Source organism: Aeromonas sp. ZOR0002 (assembly GCF_963866995.1).
GTDB lineage: Bacteria > Pseudomonadota > Gammaproteobacteria > Enterobacterales > Aeromonadaceae > Aeromonas > Aeromonas caviae.
In genome coordinates this window covers 64,312-82,339 of record NZ_CAWMFQ010000034.1, presented here as the reverse complement: position 1 = coordinate 82,339, position 18,028 = coordinate 64,312, and the positions used below count along the sequence as shown (strand labels likewise).

Below are 18,028 nucleotides of genomic sequence, written 5' to 3'. Positions count from 1 at the left end.
GGATCACACCACCGCCGATGATGCGACTCGCTATCGTGACGGCGCCGAGGTGGAAGCGGCCTGGGCCAGGGAGCCGGTCAAGCGGCTGCGCCAGTTCATGTTTGAACGGGGCTGGTGGGACGAGCAGCAGGAACAGGCGCTGCTGGCAGAGGCGGGCCGGGAAGTGGAACGCGCCGTTGCCGCCTACGAGGCCATCACGCCCCAGGCGCCGGAGACCCTGCTCGATTACCAGTTTTCCGAGCTGCCGAAGGCCTATCTTGCCCAGCGCCAGCGCATCATCGCCAAGGGTATGCAGCAGAGCGGGGAGGGACTATGAGCGATATCACGCTGCTCGAAGCGATCAATCTGGCGTTGCACCACGAGATGGCACGCGATCCTGATGTGGTGGTACTGGGGGAGGATGTGGGGGTCAACGGCGGTGTGTTTCGCGCCACCGTGGGGCTTCGCGATAAATTCGGGTTCAAGCGGGTCATCGATACGCCGCTGGCCGAAGGACTCATCGCCGGTGTGGCGGTGGGCATGGCGACCCAGGGGCTCAAACCCGTGGCCGAATTCCAGTTCCAGGGCTTCATCTTCCCGGGCATGGAGCAGATCATCTGCCAGGCGGCACGGATGCGAAACCGGACCCGTGGCCGCATCACCTGTCCCATCGTTTACCGCTCCCCCTACGGCGCCGGCATCCATTCACCCGAGCACCACAGCGAGAGCGTCGAGGCCCTGTTTGCCCATATCCCCGGGCTGCGGGTCGTGATCCCTTCGAGCCCGAAGCGGGCTTACGGCCTGCTGCTGTCGGCCATTCGGGATCCGGATCCCGTGATGTTCTTCGAGCCGGATCGCATCTATCGCTCCATGAAGTCGGATGTGGTGGATGACGGCGTCGGCCTGCCGCTGGATGTCTGCTTCACCCTGCGTCCCGGCCGGGACATCACTGTGGTGGCCTGGGGTGCCTGCATCCAGGAAGTCATGCGTGCGGCGCACCTGCTGGCGGAGCAGGACATCCAGTGCGAGGTGCTGGATCTTGCCACCATCAAACCCCTGGACATGGAGAGCATCCTGACCTCGGTACGCAAGACCGGGAGGCTGCTGGTGGTACACGAAGCCTGTGGCAGTTTCGGGGTGGGTGCCGAAATCGTGTCCCAGGTGACCGAAGAGGCGATGACTGCCCTCAAGGCGCCGCCAAGACGCCTTACCGGCGTGGATGCCGCCGTCCCCTACTATCGCAACGAGGAGTATTACCTCATCACCGAGCAGGAGATCGCGCAGGCGGCTCGGCAACTGATGGAGAACCAGTGGCTATGACGCACGACAGGTACGGATGCGCAAGTGCCAGGGCCACAGGGCTCCATGGTGTCTGTCAATGTTTGGTGATGTCCCAGCAGAGGGAGAGCAGGTCATGAAATTTTTCAAATTGCCGGATCTGGGCGAAGGACTGGCCGAGGCCGAGATCGTCGAGTGGAAGGTGAGCGCCGGTGATACGGTGCAGGTAGATCAGGTACTGCTGTCGGTGGAGACAGCCAAGGCGCTGGTGGATGTGCCCTCACCGGTGGCCGGGGTCATCGCCAGATTGTGCGGGCAGGAGGGGGACATCCTCCACATCGGGGCACCGCTGGTGGAGTTTGAAGGGGGCGAGGATGACGGCACCGTCGTTGGCAAGGTCAGCGCCCATCAGCAGCATATCGAGGATCATTTCGTGGTGGGGGCCATGGCGCCCGGCGGCACGCTGGTGCAAGCCATGCCAGCGGTACGTCTGCTGGCGCAAAAACTGGGACTGGACATCGACAAGGTCAAGGGAACCGGCAGCGCTGGCATGGTGACCGAGCAGGATGTGCAACAGGCGTTCGAGGCCCAGCAGGAGAGCGGCAACGAATTCCTGAAAGGCTCGCGCCGGGCCATGGCCAAGGCGATGGAGCTCTCGCACCGGACTGTGGTGCCGGTGAGCATCACCGACGAAGTGGACTTGCGCCACTGGCGCCCGGATGAAGATGTGACGGTGCGCCTCATCAAGGCGATCGGCGTGGCGTGTCGGGCCGAACCCTCCATGAATGCGTGGTTTGACGGAGAGACCCTGTCGCGGCGCCTGTTCAGGGAGGTCAATGTGGCCATCGCGGTCGACTCCAAGCACGGGCTCTATGTGCCCGTGATGGAGAACGTGGCAGAGCGGGACCCGGCTGACATACGGCAGGGGCTGGATCGGATGATCGCCGATGTGAAGGCCCGTGCCGTGCCGCGGGAAATGCTGCAGGGGGCAACCATCACCCTCACCAACTTTGGCGCCATCGCTGGCCGTTACGCCAGCCCCATCGTCACACCACCCCAGGTGGCCATCATAGGAGCGGGCAAGTTGTTCGAGAAGGTGGTGTTCATCCACGGCGAGGCGCGCCCGGTGCGTGCACTTCCCCTGTCGATGACGTTTGACCACAGAGCCTGCACCGGTGGAGAGGCGGCTCGCTTCCTCAAAGCCTTGGTTCAGGCACTGGAGTCGGCACAGGTCTAAACCGCTGTACCCCGCCGCTGGCGGGGTACAAATTTGTTTGCGTAATCGACAAAGGCACGTATAATCTCAACCAGCTTGAAAGGGCGATAGTTATGTCAATGAATATGATGTTTTACATCTTTTCCTGTTGTTCATAAGTAATCCCGTTTTTTGAGCTTTACCCGCTGAAAAGCATAAGTAATTATTTTGAATACAGGTTTAAAGATATGTCTAACATGATCACCGGTACCGTTAAGTTTTTCAACGAAACCAAAGGTTTTGGCTTCATCCAGCAAGAAAACGGCCCGGACGTTTTCGTTCACTTCAGCGCCATCCAAGGTAACGGCTTCCGTACCCTGGCTGAAGGTCAGCGCGTACAGTTCTCTGTGACCCAAGGTCAAAAAGGCCCGCAGGCTGAGAACGTAACTGCTCTGTAATTCTTGCAGAATTTAAGAAAGCCGTGGTACCTCTGGTGCCACGGCTTTTTGTTTTCATGGCTTCTCAATACGCGTCATGACCCTGATCTCCTCCCTCTTGCTGACCGTGGCGTTGACCGGTCAGGCCAGCCCGCCAGCGCCGGATCCTGCGGTGAATGATGCCGTGTCCGTGTGTCAACAGTTTGTACATGTTCGTCTGGGAAACGCGGTGAAACCCGATGAGATCAGGGTACAGCCGGTGCCAAAACGGGCGGGAGAGTGGCTGGTCGATGGCAAGATAAAAGGACCCGAAGGTCCTTTGCTGTTTGCTTGTCTGCTGCGACAAGGAGAGCGCTGGGAGTTGCTCAACTTCTCGCTCTGGGCACCACAACCGCTCAATTCGGCTTGAGTGCGACCAGCAGGTGTTGGAGATGCTCCAGCATGGTCATGCCGAAAGGGGTCAGATAGCCGCCATCTGCCGCGGTGATCAGGCCCTGGCTGTGCAGGCGCGCTGCCGCCTGGCAAAGCGCTTCCGACATGTCGCTGCGCAGCTTGATCCCCAGGCTCATGTTGGCCGGATCAAAACACGCCAGTATTTTCAGCTCATTCACAAAATCGTCAGAAACCTGGTTGATCCCACTCATGGATGCACTCCTTACGCTAAAGATGTATGCAACCTAGCATCCCCGGTGCCTCTTTAGTGGGCGCTGGCTCAAACAATTGGCCTTTATCGGGGCCGCTCTGGTTCAAACGCTGCTTTTTTGGACGCTATCTATCACCGGCCCGGCTGGACGCAAACGCCCCCAGCAAGGCAAACATGCTAGAATGGCACCCTCGTTCACCCTCATGACCAGGCGTGATGCCAGGTCATCTTGTTCAAGGCGCGTCTCATGATCACTGTTACTCTGGTCTCTCTGCTGCACTCTCTGGGTCCCCGTTTTCCTGTTTATGCTCCCTCCTTGCTGCTCCCTCTCCTGGCGCAACATCAAGGAGATCTCTGGCTGCCGACCATTCGTGGGGAAGACGTGACAACCCTGCGTCAGCATGGCAAGGATGCCCAGAGTCTGGCTACCTTGTCGGCAGGCTGGTGCGAGTTCGCGGCCCAGAGCAAAGAGACGCCGGAGCTCGATGCGCTGGCAAGCTACGATGAGGAGATGCTGGACAACCTGCAGATGTACTGGCGCCACCCGAGCAAGATAAACAGCCCGATCACCGATAACCTGTTCGAGCTGCGCCGTGAGGTGGTGGACGAGGCCCATGGCGGCAAGCTGGTTGCTGCCTGGAGTGCCGCCCAGCAAGCACGGCTTGAGCAGATCATGGTGGGGGTCGCTGCGGGGCGGGATCAGCTCTGCTTTGTGGAGGTGGAGTCCGCCTATTGGCTGAGGGAGCGACTGGGTGAGACCGCGGGACTCCGGCTGTTGACCCCCGAGCTGGGGTGAGGCGATGGAAAGACGGATGACCCATTACTCCTGCTGGACAAGGGGTCGGCAAGATGTGAACATGTCGCCCTTTATTGAACGAGAGACTTGACCGATGAGCTATGAACTTAGCGACACCGAGCGCAATGCCGCGCTGCAACTGAACGCCGATTACCGCTTTGATCACTTCATCAGCAAGCTGGTCGAGCACGAAGAGCTGTTTGTCCTGACCGACGAACACGGCGTCATGATGCTGACGACCGAAGAGGAAGACTGCATCCCGGTATGGCCGCATCCCGACTACGCCAAGGCCTGGGCCGAAGGGGAGTGGGCCGAGTGCAAGCCGCAATCCATCACCCTCAAAGTGTGGCTGGATCGCTGGGTGGACGGCATGGAGCAGGATGATCTCTGCGTGGCCGTGTTCCCGACGCCGGATCAGGAAGGCATTGTGCTGGACCCGGCCGACGTCGCCGACGCCATTGCGCAAAAGCAGGCCAAACGCGGCTGAGCGCCCTCTGCCTGGAGCCATCCCGGTTGTAACAAAGACCCCGCCAATGTGCGGGGTCTTTTGTTTTGGGGCTGACGGTGCCAGCTGCCCTATTTTTGCTGGTAGGTGGTATCCGTGATGGTCACTGGCGGGAAGGTCTGCCCCCCTTTGATGGCGGCCCGGGTCTGCGCCTTTGCCGCTTCGTCAATCCAGAGCAGGCCGCCGAAGCTGTAACCCGAGTTGGAGCCGTCGAGGGGCCAGTAGAGCAAGTCGCTCTGGGGGGTTGCCGGCACCTTGGGCAGGCGTATCCAGCGCCAGGCGCCGGCCCGGGTATAGGGCACCTGATAGGCGGGGACGAAGCTGGCGAGCTCATAGAGTCGCTGCTGGATCTGGCGGGAGAGGTCGGCCTTCTTGCCGAAATCGAACGCCTTGTCGTATTGCTCCACCAGGGCCGAGATCCTGTCGTCATCGATGTTCATGATGTTGTTGGTCTGGGGCTTGTTGGCATTGACCCTGTGGAAGTGTTCCCAATAGGCGGGATAACGGCCACCGCTCCAGGCCATCCAGGCACTCTGGTGTTTTTTCTCCAGCATGGATTTGAAGCCGGCAGACGCATCCATCAGATTGAGCTCGAGGTTGAGCCCCGCCTTTTTCGCCTCTTCCCGCAACAGGGTGAGGCGCTGGGCATGTTCCGCCGTGGTGTAGGTGATGCTGAGGGAGAGGGGCTGGCCCTTGTCGTTTCGCAAGATGCCATCCGGTCCGGTCTTGGTAAAGCCGGCCTTGGCAAAGAATTCGCGAGCAAGTGCGGGATCGAAGGGGCGCGCCTTGAGGTCGGTATTGGTGAAATCTCCCTGGCCCGAGCCATAGGTGTTGAGACGCTGGTAGTCCCCCCGCAGCAGGGTCGCGATCATCTTGTCCAGGGCGAGGGCGTGCTGGATGCCGAGTCTGACGTCGAGATTGCTCAGCAAGGGATCGGCGGTGTTGAGATAGAGCCCCATGGGGGGCTGAGGCGTCTGGTTGTAGAACCAGAGCCGCTCGATATAGCCCTTCTCGAATTCGGCGGTCTTGCTCTTGTCGTGCCACCAGTTGGGCATCACGAGGGGGAAGGTATCGAGCTCACCGCGCAGGAAGTGCTGCCAGGCGATGTTCTGATCCCTGAGCACCTTGATCTCGATGCGATCCGGATTGAAGCGGTGCTGGAAGTAGCGCTCGTCGTTCCCCCACCAATCCTTGACCCGGTCGAAGGTAACCGACTTGCCCTTCTTGAGCTCGCCAATCTGGTAGGGGCCGGTGACCGGCAGCACCTTCCAGTTGTACTCCTTGACCCAGTTGGCGGTCAGCTTGATGGCGTGGCTGGGCTCCGGGGTGAAGGGGAGAGCTTCGAGCAGATCTTCCCGGCTCTTCTCGGTGCCGCTAGTGATGGCGAGGGTGTGATCGTCAAACTTGGTCACTTCGCTTATCTGGGTGCTGTAGTAGTTGTTGTACCAGGGGTCGTTGATCTCCTTGCTGCGCATCATCTTGAGGGTGAAGACCCAGTCGTCCGCAGTGACGGGCTGGCCGTCCGACCAGCGGGCCTTAGGGTTGATGCGAAAATAGAGCGTCTTGTTATCCGCGCCGAAAGCCCACTGATTGGCCAGCATGGGGATGGGATTGCGCGTCACGGGATGGGTGCTCAGGAGCGGCAGGTTGGTCTCGCGCACGTAGGCTGCAAAGCCGCCGTTGGAATCCGGCCCGTATTTGCGCAAGGTGAGCGGAAAGCTCGACATGAAATCCCGGAAGGTGCCGCCTCGCTTGGCCTCGGGGTCTGCATAGACGGGATCGGTGTCGTTGCTCTCCCATTTGAGATCTGCCGGCAGGGTGGCACTCCAGCCGAACGGGCTCCAGCAGAAGGGGATCAGCATGGCCGTGACCCGCATGATGCCTGGTAAAGAGGGGATGATCGAAAATGACGGATGACGCATGTCCTTGCTCTCCTGATGATGGCGTCCTGCCGAAATAACGGGGTGGGCCCAAGAGGGCCTGACCCATGATGGGAAGTTTCCCGGGAGAGGTCAATCCTCGGTTTGGGTCTTCAAGAAGCGCATCTTGCCCCCCAGCAGATGCACCACGAAGCCGAGCAGCACCAGACCCGAGCCCAGCCATTGCAGGGGAGTGGGGTGTTCATCGAGCAGCAGGGCGGCGGCCACCATGCCGACACAGGGAACCAGCAGGGAGAGGGGGGCAACCTGGGCCACCGGATAGCGCATCAGCAGCCTCCCCCACAGGCCATAACCGAGCCAGGTGGCGATAAACGAGAGATAGAGCACGCACAAGACGCCCTGCCAACGGATGTTGAGCAGGCTGCTTGCGATGAGTTCGGGCCCCTCGAACAGCCAGGAGAGCGCGAAGAAGGGCAGGATGGGCACCAGCCCGCCCCAGGCGACCAGGCTCGGCAGAGAAGTGCGATAGCGCAGACCTATCTGGCGATTGATGACGTTGCCAAGGCCCCAGCAGGCGGCTGCGCACAGCGTCAGCACAAACCCGATGAGGGTGAGGTTGCCCTCCCCATGGGTGGCGATGAGATAAAGACCTGCTCCCGCCAGCGGCAGTGCCACCCAGTGGTGGGGCTGCCAGCGCTCTCCCAGCCAGATCATGGCGAACAGCAGGGTGAAGACCACCTGGGATTGCAGCACCAGGGAGGCCATGCCGGCGGGCATGCCGAATTTCATGGCGCAAAACAGGAAGGCAAACTGGCCCAGGCTGATCGCACCGCCATAGGCCAGCAGCCAGCGCCAGGGCATGGCAGGCCTGGGGACCAGCAGAATGGCGGGGAAGACGACTCCGACGAAACGCAGCGCTCCCAGCAGCAGTGGGGGGATGCCTTCCAGCCCCCACTTGATGGCAACGAAGTTGAGACCCCAGCAGAGAATGACCAGGGCGGCCAGACACTTGTCCTTGGTTTGCATGCAGCATCCTTGTTTGAGCGGCGTCGGCACGGCAGGGCGCCGAAGGGGTCGAGCATACCTGCTACAGGGTGGGCACCGTCAAGGGCGCAGGTGTCTGCCGGGCGAGTGCGGGCGGGCTAAGCTAAAAGTGAGAGCCCGGATTGACGGGCTGGCGTCGATGGCTGACCGGAGGTGTTCCATGAGCGACCATACCCTGCTGCCCCATGGTGAAGACTTGCGCCGCGCGGTGCGCTGGCTCAGCGAACACCATCAACACGACATCCGGGCCATCGAAGAGGCCTGCCTGCGCTTCGATCTATCCCCGCTGGATGAGGAGTTCCTGATTCGCCATTGCCGCGAGCTGCAGCCAACAAGCCGGACAGGTTAGACGAAGTTGGCCAGGTTGATGCCAAACTCCTTGGGGTCCACCGTGCTCTCTATGGTCTCCTGAACCCCGTTTTTGGCGAGATCCAGCCACTGCACCTCGAGATAATGGCGATGGCCTGCGTGATAGATCACCTTGACCACGGGCTTGAGCGGTTGCTGTTCGTTGCGCTGCATCACGATGGCCAGGCGCTGGTTGGAGAGCTGCACCAGGGTACCCACCGGATAGACCCCCATGCACTTGATGAACCTGGTTACCAGGTCGGCATCAAAATGCAGATCAACCCCCTTGAGCAGAATGCGAAACGCCTGGGTTGGCTGCATGCCCTGTTTGTATACCCTGTCTGCCGTCACCGCATCGTAGACATCGACGATGCCGCTCATGCGGGTGTAGAGGGAGAGCTGATCCCCCTTGAGGCGCCGCGGGTAGCCAGTGCCATCGATCCGCTCGTGATGGTTGGCGGCCACCTCCAGCATGATGGGGGTGATGCCGGCGGTGGCGGCCAGGATGTCGTGGCTGTGGACCACGTGCTCGCGCATCACCTCCAGCTCCTCATCGGTGAGCTTGCCCGGTTTGTTGAGCACCTCGTCCGGGGTCATGATCTTGCCCACGTCGTGGAGCAGGCCACCGAGGGTCAGCTCCTTGAGCACGCTGCGATCCAGCCCCAGGTAGCGGCCGAAGTTCGCCAGGAGGATGGCGACATTCATGGAGTGCTCCATCAGGTAGGCATCCTTGGCACGGATCCGCGCCAGACAGAGCATGGCATCGCCGTGGGTAAACATGGTATCGACCATCTCTTCGGCCACGGCGGCAAGGGGCGTGATGTCGATGGGCTCTCCGGCCTTGAGATGGCGAATGAACTTGCCCTGGAGTTCGCGCGCTTCCTGATAGAGCCGACGGATCTTGAGCTCGCGCCCTTCACCACTGCCGATCTGACGAGAGGAGCCCGCCCCGTTTGTCACCACATCCGCCGGGCTTGCCGAGCCCCCTCCCGGCAGCTTGCTGCGGGCAAGATCCACCCGCACCGTCAGCACGCCGCGCCGGATCAGCGCCTCCACCTGCTGGGGGTTGGTCACCATGCCGGTCTGGGCAATCTCCATGGCGCCGGTCTGGCTGGCAATGGCAATGACATACATGCCAGGTTTTAGCTGGCTGACGGGGATGACGGGGTGAGACTTCGTCGGCTTCATGGGTACATCCTGGGCTTATTATTATGTGTGATGTCGGTCTGCTGACGGCAGTCTATCACTGGCACATCATGGCGTCAGGCGCCATCTTGAGTCCCTGTCGCTTAGTACTGGTGTTGTCGGGTCTGACCGATATAATGTCGCCCCCAATCATGATGGATTCCGAGGTTTTTGCATGCGGCTCGACAAATTTCTTTGCGATTGCTCCGATTTGACCCGTTCCCAGGCGGGCAAGCTGATCCGTCAGGGGGAAGTGCTGGTAGACGGCGTGCTGGTCAAGCAGCCCGCCTTTCACATCAATGAGCAACACCAGATCGAGTTTGACGGTGTGACCTTGACCCTGAACCTGCAGAATCGCTACTTCATGCTGCACAAGCCGGAAGGATATGTCTGCTCCAACGAGGACCCGGATCACGCCACCGTGTTCCACCTGCTCGACGAGCCGGCCATGGGTAAACTGCACGTGGTGGGGCGCCTCGATCTCGATACCACCGGGCTGGTGCTGATCACCGATGACGGCCAGTGGTCCCATCGCATCACGTCGCCCCGGCACGAGTGTGCGAAGACCTACCACGTCTGGCTGGCTGATCCCGTGAGTGAAGAGGCCATCTCGCTCTTTGCCGACGGTATCTACCTGCGCAACGAGAACGACAAGACCCGCCCTGCGGAGCTGGAAATCCTTGACGAGCGGGAAGCACGCCTGACCATCCACGAGGGCAAGTATCACCAGGTGAAGCGGATGTTCGCCGCCATCGGCAACAAGGTGGTCGGGCTGCATCGGGAACGCATCGGCGATCTGGCTCTGGACGATGAGCTGGCACCGGGGGAATACCGGGAGCTGACCGAAGAGGAAGTGGCCCTGTTCTAGGGACGCGATCGCCTCTCTCCCTGCCCGGCAAGGGTGAGCATCGGCGGCTCAGTGCCGCCGATGGGCGTGTTGGTCCTTCCTTCTTGCAGGAGAGACGGAGCTCAGTTCCCCATTCCCAGCACCAGGGCCGTGCCCAGGGTGGCCAGCAGGGCTCCGGCCCAGGCGGGGAGCGAGGGACGCATCCCCGAGTGCCACCACAGCAAGGGCAGCAGAATGACCGGTGTGGTGGAAGACAAGATGGCCACCATGCCCACATCTCCCTGACGCAGGGCCACCAGGATCAGGGTCATTCCCAGCGTCATCGCCAGAAATCCGTTGATGCCTATCATGCCGAGCACCTGCCGGTTGATGGGGTTGTGCGGCATGGCGAGCGGCAGGCGCAGTGCCCGCAAGACGCAGTGTGCCAAGAGGGCGCTGCCCATGCGCACGCCGGAAGCGCTCACCGCGTCCACGGTGCCGCTCATCATCACCGGCTTGGCGATGATGGCTCCGAGGCTCTGGCACAGGGCTGCGGTGAGGCCAAGGGCTATGCCGACCACGAGGCGGCCGCGCACCTGCTCCCATTCGTTCTGCTGGTTGTCGCCACGACGACCAAACAGGATGGCGAGCATGACCCCGGCCAGGACCAGCAAGGCGCCTGGCAGGCGCCAACCATCGAGCCGCTCGCCAAAGAGCCAGAGCCCGAGCAGGGCGGAGAAGAGGGCGTGGCAGGAGAAGAGCAGACCGCTGCGCCTGGGGCCGAGCCGGTTCATGCAGGCAAAGAGGGCGGTGTCGCCGACGAAGATGCCGATGAGGCCGGAGAGGGCCAGCAGGGGAAGGGCGCTCTCGGTGAGGGTCTGCCAGCCTCCCGTCACCAGACTTGCGCTGGCCAGCATCAGGCTGACCAGGAACATCCGCCAGCGGCTGTAGGCAAAGGCCCCCAGATGGCGAGCCGGTTTGACGGAGATGAGGGCGGCGATCGCCCATAAACTGGCGGCAGCCAGCGCCAGCCATTCGTAACCCATAAAGACCCCTGAAACGGTAGACGACAACCGGACTTGCAGGCGACACATCGCCCCGGGGCGATTGCCAAGGGGGCAGGGGAGTGCGCCTTCTGGCGATTGCGCCCACCCGTGGCGGCCGTGTCGTCATAAAACCTTGAAAAAAATAGCCCGAAAGACTCCCTCTATCGGGCAGGCCCGATACAATACGGGTCGTCTTCGGGGATAACAAGCGCGGCATGATGCATTCGGTTCCAGGCCCGCCGCCGGCCTTCCCCCCATTGCAGTCAAAAGAATTGAACGAGGTTGATGTCATGTTTTACCGTTTCGCCGCCAGGCCAGCCCGCCGCTGGCTCTCTCCCTTGCTGTTCGGGTTGATGGCGGTGCCGCCGCTTCAGGCCACTACCGTGGTGCAGCAGCCCGTGCTGTCGGACAGGCAGACCCTGGTCAAGGGCAATGGCGCCGAACCCGAGTCCCTCGATCCGGCCCTGATCCGCTCCGGTTTCCCGGGGGAGGTGGTGCTGGTGGACCTGTTTGAGGGGCTGGTGAGCGAGGATGGTCAGGGCAAGATAGTGCCCGCCCAGGCCCAGCGCTGGGAGACCAGCGAGGATGGGCTGGTGTGGCGCTTCTTCCTGCGCCCCCAGCTCAAATGGTCCAACGGCGAGCCCCTCACTGCCCGGGATTTCGTCTACGCCTGGCGGCGGCTGCTGAACCCGGCGCAGGCTTCCCCCTCCGCCGGCCTGCTGCTGGCGACCGGCATCAACAATGCCCAGTCCATCTATGCCGGGGCGCTCGACCTCGATGCCCTGGGGGTGGAGGCAGAAAGCGACCAGATCCTGAAAGTGACCCTGGAGCGCCCCGTTCCCTATTTCCTGCAACTGGTCAGCCAGCGCCCCTTCGTGCCGGTCAACGAGCGGGTCATCGCCCAGTTTGGCAAGCAGTGGACCCAGCCAGGCAAGATGGTGAGCAATGGCCCCTACAAGCTGGCGAGCTGGGTGGTGAACGAGCGCATCGAAGCCGAACGCAACCCCCAGTACTGGGATGACGCCCATACCCGGATCCAGCGGGTGACCTACCTGCCGCTCGCTTCCCAGCATGGGGAGCGCCTGCGTTACGAAGCGGGGGAGATCCAGCTCACCAACAAGGTGGCGCTGGAGTACTACCAGAAGACCATGCAGGAGGCACCGGAGCGGATCTGGGGTCTGCCGCTGCTTGGCACCTATCTTTACACTTTCAATCTCAATCGCCCCGAGTTGCAGGATGTGCGGGTGCGCCAGGCGCTCTCCATGGCCATCGATCGCCACCTGCTGACCGAGAAGGTGAGCGGCCAGGGGGAGCGCTCTGCCTGGTCACTGCTGCCCGCCATGCCGGGTTATGACGAGCTGGATATCCCCCTCTCCCGGGAAGACCAGCCGACCCGGTTGGCCCGGGCCGCCGCACTGTTGGCCCAGGCGGGCTACAACAGCGCCCATCCCCTCAGGCTGACGCTGACCTACAACACGTCGGAGAACCACAAGAAGCTGGCCCTGGCGGTGGCGGCCATGTGGAAACCGCTGGGGGTCGAGGTCTCTCTCAACAACATGGAGTGGAATGCCTATCAGGTCGCCAAGGACAGTGGTGATTTCATGCTGGCTCGTTCATTTTTGTTTGGTGATTATGTCGAGCCGTCGTCCATGCTTGGCAGTTTCCGCTGCCAGGATCCCCAGAACGAGAGCGGCTACTGCAACCCCGCCTTCGATGGTCTGCTGCAGCAGGCCTCCGAGACCCTGGATGCCAACGCCCGGTCCGGGATCTATCATCAGGCCGAGCAACTGCTGATGGAGGAGGTGCCCGTCATCCCCGTCTATCACTACAACCAGATGCGACTGGTGGACCCGGCACTGCGCGGCTTGCCGAGCCGCAACCTCAAGGGCGCCATCGCCACCAAAGATCTCTATTTCAGCCAGCCATGAGGAGTGTGGAATGAAGATTGCCATTATCTCGGATCTGCACGGCAGTCTGACTGCCCTCGAGCAGGTGCTGGCGCAACTCGCTCCCTGGCAGCCTGATCACTATCTGCTGCTCGGGGATCTGCTCAATCACGGGCCGCGTAATCCGGTGCCGGCGGGGTATGATCCTGCCGCCGTGGCGGCAAGGCTCAACGAGCTGGCCCCCCGCATCATGGCGGTGCGTGGCAATTGTGATTCGGAGGTGGACCAGATGCTGCTCCACTTCCCCATCACGGCGCCCTACAACCAGCTGCTGGTGGATGGGCGGCGCTGGTTTGTCAGCCACGGTCATCTCTATGAGCCCGGCAACGTGCCCCTGCCAGCAGGGAGCCTGTTCATCAGCGGTCATACCCATGTGCCTGTGCTGCGCCAGGAGGGAGAGATTTTCCTGATGAACCCGGGGTCTATCTGTTTTCCAAGGGACGAGTGGGTGGCCAGTTATGGGCGCTATGACGAGGGCTGCATGAGTATCCATGCCTGCAAGGATGGAGAAACCCTGATGCAGCTGGTGCTCTGACTAGGGGCTGACAAGGAGAGGAAATCAGAAGGGGGAGAGGAGATCAGGCCTTGATCCCGAAAGAGCGGGTACCCGAGCGGGTATTGCCTTTGGCGTCATAGGTCAGGGAGCTGCTGTCTCTGAGCTTGCTGAGGAAGCTGGCGAGACGGCGATTGGAAACAATGCTGAGTTCGAGCAAACGTCCATTGAGGTTGTTCTGCTCCTGACAGGCTTCCAGCTTGGCTTGAAGGGCCTGCAATTGGGTCGGGAAGGCGCCCAGCTGTTGCTGCAGGTCGGGTAGCTCCGCCAGAGTCTTGTCCAGCGTCTCGATGGCCACCAGCAGTTGTTGCTTGCGATCGGCGAGTGCCGGCAAGGCAAGGGCCCGGTGAGCCTTGAGCAGGTCGAACTCCTCTGCCAGCAAGCCTTGCATCTGGGAGAGGTTGTCGTCCTGAGCGCGCAGCAGCGAAGGGAGGTCCATCATCCCAACCGTTTATCCAGATCGGCTTCGAAGCTGAACATCTTTCTGGCCACGGCTTCGCTGTTGACCTTGTACTCCCCACTGGCCACGGCCTTCTTCAGGCTCTCGACGCGGCTCTCGTTACCGGTGGAGGCGGTGTTGAGGGTCTTCTGCATCTGTTGCAATTGCTGCGCCTCACTGGTCAAGGAGACAGAGTCGCTCTTGACGGTCGTCGCACGGCTGCTCTCGCTGGAGGTCGCCGACTTGGTGGCTACACCTTGGCTGCTGCCGCTGTTTTGCAGGCGGTTGTTAGCCAAGTTGTTGATATTGTTGATAGCCATAAGGTTTACCTTCGTCTGCTTTACTGTTCGCTTACCTGTATATCGGTGACGGCGGTCAGAACTTTAGAAAAAAATTGCGCAGTGCATTCATGTGTCAGAATGTCACGACCACGGAGCCCACTGCACTGACCTGGCCTTGCACCGTTCTGCCCGAGCGCGTGTTGACAAGCCGGATCATGTCTCCGAAGCTGCCATCTTGCAAGGCGCGGGCCATGGTTTTGATCTGCATGCCGCTGTTTTCGGCGCTCAGGGTGACCTGGTCCCCCTTGCAGACCACGCATACCTGGGTGAGCCTGATTGGCTGACCCGGTTTGAGCTCACGCTTGCTGCGTACCCCGATAAGGGCGGTCGGGTCGGTAAGGTAGTCGCCACGGATCAGGGTCTGGTCCTGGTATGCCAGGGTCAGCATGGGTTCACTCAGAATGTCTCCCTTGGCAACCGGGACGGCGACGGTGACATAGGGTTTCTGGATGCTGACCCGGACCGGTAGATAGAGATCCCAGGATTTCTCTCCCTCGCACTTGAGGTAGACGGTGGTGTTGCGCCGGATCTCCATCCTGGCGGGGAGGGAAATGGTGAGGGCATCTTCGCAGCGCGTGAGGGGGAGGCGTTCGTCAATGGTACCGGCCTTGACGTCGGCCTGTGCATCGAGGGGAATATCGAGCTGGTCGAGCACGAACGCCTGTGCCTGTTCTTGCAGATAGTCGGTGACCTCGGACGCCATGGCGTGAGACAGACTGCAAAACGGCAGTAAGATAAGGAAAAGTCTACTAATCATTTTTGCTTACCGGTCGATAAGTTATTCACGTATACCACCGTAGTTAACTATGCTTGCTCCAGAATTATTCGGTTGTTGAAACAACGATGATCTGATGCAAGCCAATGTGCATGCATAATGACATGCACGATCAGTGCCAAGCATTTTTAGGGAGTGTTTATGGCGAGTATTCTGGACTCGGTCAACCAGCGAACCCAGCTAGTGGGACAAAACAGGCTGGAGCTGCTGTTGTTTCGTCTCAATGGACGTCAAAGATTTGGCATCAACGTATTCAAGGTACGCGAGGTGCTGCAGTGTCCCCCTCTGACCGTCATGCCCAAGCTCAACTCCTGCATTCGCGGCGTGGCACATATCCGTGGCCAGACCATCTCGGTGATCGATCTCAGCATGGCGATGGGCAAACGCCCCATCCAGGACCTCTCCAAGTGCTTCATCATCATCTCCGAGTACAACCGCTCCATTCAGGGGTTCCTGGTCCACTCGGTCGAGCGCATCATCAACATGAACTGGGAGTCCATCCTGCCGCCACCCAAAGGGGCAGGTCGCATCAACTACATGACGGCGGTGACCGAGGTAGATGGTGAGCTGGTGGAGATCCTGGACGTGGAGCGCATTCTCAACGAGATCTCGCCGGTCTCCACCGAGGTGTCCACCGAACTGGTGGAAGCAAGCGTGGAGCGCAATCCTCACGGGCGTCCCGTGCTGGTTGCGGACGACTCTTCGGTTGCGCGCAAGCAGGTTCAACGGGCACTGGAGGCTATCGGGGTACAGTGCGTGCTGGCCAAGGATGGACGGGAAGCGCTCAACATGTTGCTGGAGATGTCCAAGAACGGTCCCATCAAGGATCAGATAGCCCTGGTCATTTCGGACATCGAGATGCCGGAGATGGACGGTTATACCTTCACCGCCGAGATCCGCAACAATCCCAACCTCAAGGATTTGCATGTTATCCTGCACACTTCCCTCAGTGGGGTGTTCAATCAGGCCATGGTGCAGAAAGTCGGAGCGAACAATTTCATTGCCAAATTCCAGCCGGATGAATTGGCCAAGGCCGTACAAGGCGCTCTCTAATCAAGAAGAACAACTGCATGAAGACACTTTCGGACGACTTATACAGGCAATTCAGCAATTTTCTGGCGCAACAGAGCGGCATAGTGCTGGGTGACAACAAACAGTATCTGGTCAAGAGCCGCCTGTCGCCCTTGATGACTCAGTTTGGTATCGAGAGTCTGTCTGATCTGGTCACCCGGGCGATGAGCGTGCGCGAGCGGGAGCTCAAGATGGCGGTGGTCGATGCCATGACCACCAACGAGACTCTGTGGTTTCGCGATACCTATCCGTTCCAGCTGCTGAGCGACAAGATTTTCCCGGAGCTTGGCAAGAGCGGTCGTCCCATCAAGATATGGTCTGCCGCCTCTTCATCCGGGCAGGAACCCTACTCCATCGCCATGACGGCGCTGGAGCAGCAAGTCAAGCGGCCGGGTACCTTGCCGGGCGGGGTGCAGATAGTGGGGACCGATATCTCCAGCACCATGCTCAACCAGTGCAAGGAGGGTGTCTACGATAGCCTGGCGCTGGCTCGCGGGCTCTCCCCCGAGCGCAAGCGACTCTTTTTCGAACCCTGTGGCGACAACAAGATGCGGGTGGTGGAGCGTGTCAGAAAATTGACCAGCTTCCGTCCCCTCAACCTGCTGGAGAGCTACAGCCTGCTCGGCAAGTTTGACATCATCTTCTGCCGCAACGTGCTCATCTACTTTGCGCCCGAAGTGAAATCCAAGATCCTCAACCAGTTCGCCAGCAGCCTCAATCCTGGCGGCTACCTGATGCTGGGGGCCTCCGAGTCTCTGGCCGGCCTCACCGACAAGTTCGAGATGATCCGCTGCAACCCCGGCATCGTCTACAAGGTCAAATAACCCCGCTCAATACCCTCTTGGCACACCTCTTGCTAAATATTCATGAAGCAGGAGGTGTGCTATGGCAATTTCATTCGACAAGGCATTCGGTGTTCATCAGTACACGCTGAGCGTGCGCGCCAAGCGTGCCGAGGTGTTGTCCAGCAACATCGCCAATGCGGACACGCCGGGCTTCAAGGCCCGTGACATCGACTTCTCACAGGCGTTGCAGGATGCCCAGGGCCAGCAAGGGTTCGGGCTCAGCACCACCAGCGAGAAGCACTTCGCCTTGCAGATGGATACCCCGGGCACGACCCAGTACCGCAATCCCCTGCAACCGGATACCGGTGACGGCAACACGGTGGACGTGCAGCAGGAGCGCAGCGAGTTCCTGCGCAACAGCCTCGAATACCAGGCCTCCCTTGAATTCATGAACAGCAAGATAAGCGGCCTGCTCAAGGCACTGAAAGGAGAGCAAGGATGAGTTTGTTCAAGGTCTTTGACATTGCAGGCTCTGCCATGAGCGCGCAGTCCGTTCGCCTCAACACGGTGGCGAGCAACATGGCCAACGCTGACAGTGTCAGCTCCAGCGTGGAAAAAACTTACCACGCCAGGCGGCCAGTCTTTGCCGCCCAGCTGGATCAGGCCATGTCCGACAAGCAGGCCTCGGTCGGGGTGGATGTGAAGGGCATCGTCGAGAGTGATGCGCCCCTGCTCAAGGAGTACAACCCGAATCACCCCATGGCGGACAAGGATGGCTTCATCTTCAAGCCCAACGTCAACATGGTGGAAGAGATGGCGGACATGATAGCGGCGTCGCGCAGCTACCAGACCAACGTCCAGGTGGCCGATGCGGCCAAGAAAATGTTGCAGCAGACCCTGGGTCTGGGCAAGTCCTGACAGAGGTGAACCCGGATGAGAGTGACCCATGATCGCCT

General features: G+C 60.6%; 23 protein-coding genes. 15 read left to right on the top strand and 8 right to left on the bottom strand.

What is annotated here, in order from left to right; all coding sequences use genetic code 11:
- From AACR77_RS02700 to AACR77_RS02680, 5 genes are all read left to right on the top strand, one after another.
- A partial coding sequence (locus AACR77_RS02700; RefSeq protein ID WP_042879608.1) for a thiamine pyrophosphate-dependent enzyme occupies positions 1-316 on the top strand: 316 nt, incomplete at its 5' end.
- On the top strand, positions 313-1,299 hold the full coding sequence (locus AACR77_RS02695) for an alpha-ketoacid dehydrogenase subunit beta (protein WP_039040222.1): 987 nt from the start codon (positions 313-315) through the stop codon (positions 1,297-1,299). The genes AACR77_RS02700 and AACR77_RS02695, both read left to right, overlap by 4 nt.
- A gap of 94 nt (positions 1,300-1,393) precedes the next feature.
- A complete protein-coding gene (locus AACR77_RS02690; protein WP_010675312.1) occupies positions 1,394-2,494 on the top strand; it encodes a dihydrolipoamide acetyltransferase family protein in 1,101 nt (366 codons plus the stop codon).
- 206 nt (positions 2,495-2,700) lie between these two features.
- On the top strand, positions 2,701-2,910 hold the full coding sequence (locus AACR77_RS02685) for a cold-shock protein (protein ID WP_005302803.1): 210 nt from the start codon (positions 2,701-2,703) through the stop codon (positions 2,908-2,910).
- Between the two features lie 76 nt (positions 2,911-2,986).
- On the top strand, positions 2,987-3,298 hold the full coding sequence (locus AACR77_RS02680) for a hypothetical protein (RefSeq protein ID WP_139739328.1): 312 nt from the start codon (positions 2,987-2,989) through the stop codon (positions 3,296-3,298).
- Here AACR77_RS02680 and AACR77_RS02675 read toward each other — a convergent pair.
- The gene (locus tag AACR77_RS02675) at positions 3,285-3,533 is read right to left on the bottom strand and encodes a TIGR02647 family protein (protein WP_010675310.1); all 249 of its coding nucleotides are present in this window, start codon (positions 3,531-3,533) and stop codon (positions 3,285-3,287) included. The two genes, AACR77_RS02680 and AACR77_RS02675, sit on opposite strands and share 14 nt — an antisense overlap.
- A gap of 246 nt (positions 3,534-3,779) precedes the next feature.
- Here AACR77_RS02675 and AACR77_RS02670 point away from each other — a divergent pair, with 246 nt between their 5' ends.
- Both AACR77_RS02670 and AACR77_RS02665 read left to right on the top strand, forming a co-directional pair.
- Positions 3,780-4,328 carry a hypothetical protein gene (locus tag AACR77_RS02670; protein ID WP_042879607.1) on the top strand — a complete coding sequence of 183 codons (549 nt, stop codon included), beginning with the start codon at positions 3,780-3,782 and terminating at the stop codon, positions 4,326-4,328.
- A 94-nt stretch (positions 4,329-4,422) separates the two neighbouring features.
- A complete protein-coding gene (locus AACR77_RS02665) occupies positions 4,423-4,815 on the top strand; it encodes a DUF2750 domain-containing protein (protein ID WP_010675308.1) in 393 nt (130 codons plus the stop codon).
- An 89-nt stretch (positions 4,816-4,904) separates the two neighbouring features.
- On the opposite strand, the gene AACR77_RS02660 is transcribed toward AACR77_RS02665, so the two are convergent.
- Together AACR77_RS02660 and AACR77_RS02655 are read right to left on the bottom strand one after the other, a co-directional pair.
- On the bottom strand, positions 4,905-6,710 hold the full coding sequence (locus AACR77_RS02660) for an extracellular solute-binding protein (RefSeq protein WP_193557376.1): 1,806 nt from the start codon (positions 6,708-6,710) through the stop codon (positions 4,905-4,907).
- A gap of 135 nt (positions 6,711-6,845) precedes the next feature.
- On the bottom strand, positions 6,846-7,739 hold the full coding sequence (locus AACR77_RS02655; protein WP_010675306.1) for an EamA family transporter: 894 nt from the start codon (positions 7,737-7,739) through the stop codon (positions 6,846-6,848).
- A gap of 178 nt (positions 7,740-7,917) precedes the next feature.
- Between AACR77_RS02655 and AACR77_RS02650 the strand changes: the two genes are divergently transcribed.
- Positions 7,918-8,106: a hypothetical protein gene (locus AACR77_RS02650; protein WP_042864124.1), complete on the top strand. Its 189-nt coding sequence runs from the start codon at positions 7,918-7,920 to the stop codon at positions 8,104-8,106.
- Here AACR77_RS02650 and AACR77_RS02645 read toward each other — a convergent pair.
- Positions 8,103-9,293, bottom strand: coding sequence for an HD-GYP domain-containing protein (locus AACR77_RS02645; RefSeq protein WP_041214868.1), 1,191 nt, complete (start codon positions 9,291-9,293; stop codon positions 8,103-8,105). The genes AACR77_RS02650 and AACR77_RS02645 overlap by 4 nt on opposite strands.
- Before the next feature lie 172 nt (positions 9,294-9,465).
- On the opposite strand from AACR77_RS02645, the gene rsuA reads away from it, so the two are divergent.
- Complete coding sequence (gene rsuA / locus AACR77_RS02640; RefSeq protein WP_039040228.1) at positions 9,466-10,158, top strand: 16S rRNA pseudouridine(516) synthase RsuA; 693 nt, start codon at positions 9,466-9,468, stop codon at positions 10,156-10,158.
- 101 nt (positions 10,159-10,259) lie between these two features.
- Here rsuA and AACR77_RS02635 read toward each other — a convergent pair whose 3' ends face one another.
- The gene (locus AACR77_RS02635; protein WP_010675302.1) at positions 10,260-11,162 is read right to left on the bottom strand and encodes a DMT family transporter; all 903 of its coding nucleotides are present in this window, start codon (positions 11,160-11,162) and stop codon (positions 10,260-10,262) included.
- A gap of 290 nt (positions 11,163-11,452) precedes the next feature.
- Here AACR77_RS02635 and AACR77_RS02630 point away from each other — a divergent pair, with 290 nt between their 5' ends.
- Together AACR77_RS02630 and yfcE are read left to right on the top strand one after the other, a co-directional pair.
- Positions 11,453-13,090 carry a peptide ABC transporter substrate-binding protein gene (locus AACR77_RS02630; RefSeq protein WP_039040230.1) on the top strand — a complete coding sequence of 546 codons (1,638 nt, stop codon included), beginning with the start codon at positions 11,453-11,455 and terminating at the stop codon, positions 13,088-13,090.
- 10 nt (positions 13,091-13,100) lie between these two features.
- Positions 13,101-13,643 carry a phosphodiesterase gene (gene yfcE, locus AACR77_RS02625; RefSeq protein ID WP_042879602.1) on the top strand — a complete coding sequence of 181 codons (543 nt, stop codon included), beginning with the start codon at positions 13,101-13,103 and terminating at the stop codon, positions 13,641-13,643.
- 43 nt (positions 13,644-13,686) lie between these two features.
- On the opposite strand, the gene AACR77_RS02620 is transcribed toward yfcE, so the two are convergent.
- The 3 genes from AACR77_RS02620 to flgA all read right to left on the bottom strand — a co-directional run bounded on the left by AACR77_RS02620 (position 13,687) and on the right by flgA (position 15,120).
- Positions 13,687-14,103, bottom strand: coding sequence for a flagella synthesis protein FlgN (locus AACR77_RS02620; protein ID WP_039040232.1), 417 nt, complete (start codon positions 14,101-14,103; stop codon positions 13,687-13,689).
- The gene (gene flgM, locus AACR77_RS02615; protein WP_010675298.1) at positions 14,100-14,420 is read right to left on the bottom strand and encodes a flagellar biosynthesis anti-sigma factor FlgM; all 321 of its coding nucleotides are present in this window, start codon (positions 14,418-14,420) and stop codon (positions 14,100-14,102) included. The genes AACR77_RS02620 and flgM overlap by 4 nt, the downstream gene beginning before the upstream one ends.
- Positions 14,421-14,514: 94 nt before the next feature.
- Entirely contained in the window at positions 14,515-15,120 is a 606-nt protein-coding gene (gene flgA / locus AACR77_RS02610; protein ID WP_042879616.1) for a flagellar basal body P-ring formation chaperone FlgA, read from the bottom strand.
- Between the two features lie 237 nt (positions 15,121-15,357).
- Between flgA and AACR77_RS02605 the strand changes: the two genes are divergently transcribed.
- From AACR77_RS02605 to flgC, 4 genes are all read left to right on the top strand, one after another.
- Positions 15,358-16,269 carry a chemotaxis protein CheV gene (locus AACR77_RS02605; protein WP_010675296.1) on the top strand — a complete coding sequence of 304 codons (912 nt, stop codon included), beginning with the start codon at positions 15,358-15,360 and terminating at the stop codon, positions 16,267-16,269.
- Between the two features lie 17 nt (positions 16,270-16,286).
- Entirely contained in the window at positions 16,287-17,111 is an 825-nt protein-coding gene (locus AACR77_RS02600; protein ID WP_010675295.1) for a CheR family methyltransferase, read from the top strand.
- Positions 17,112-17,172: 61 nt separating this feature from the next.
- A complete protein-coding gene (gene flgB, locus AACR77_RS02595) occupies positions 17,173-17,574 on the top strand; it encodes a flagellar basal body rod protein FlgB (protein ID WP_010675294.1) in 402 nt (133 codons plus the stop codon).
- Entirely contained in the window at positions 17,571-17,990 is a 420-nt protein-coding gene (gene flgC, locus AACR77_RS02590; protein ID WP_005329775.1) for a flagellar basal body rod protein FlgC, read from the top strand. Before flgB ends, flgC begins: the two co-directional genes overlap by 4 nt.
- Positions 17,991-18,028 lie beyond the last annotated feature (38 nt).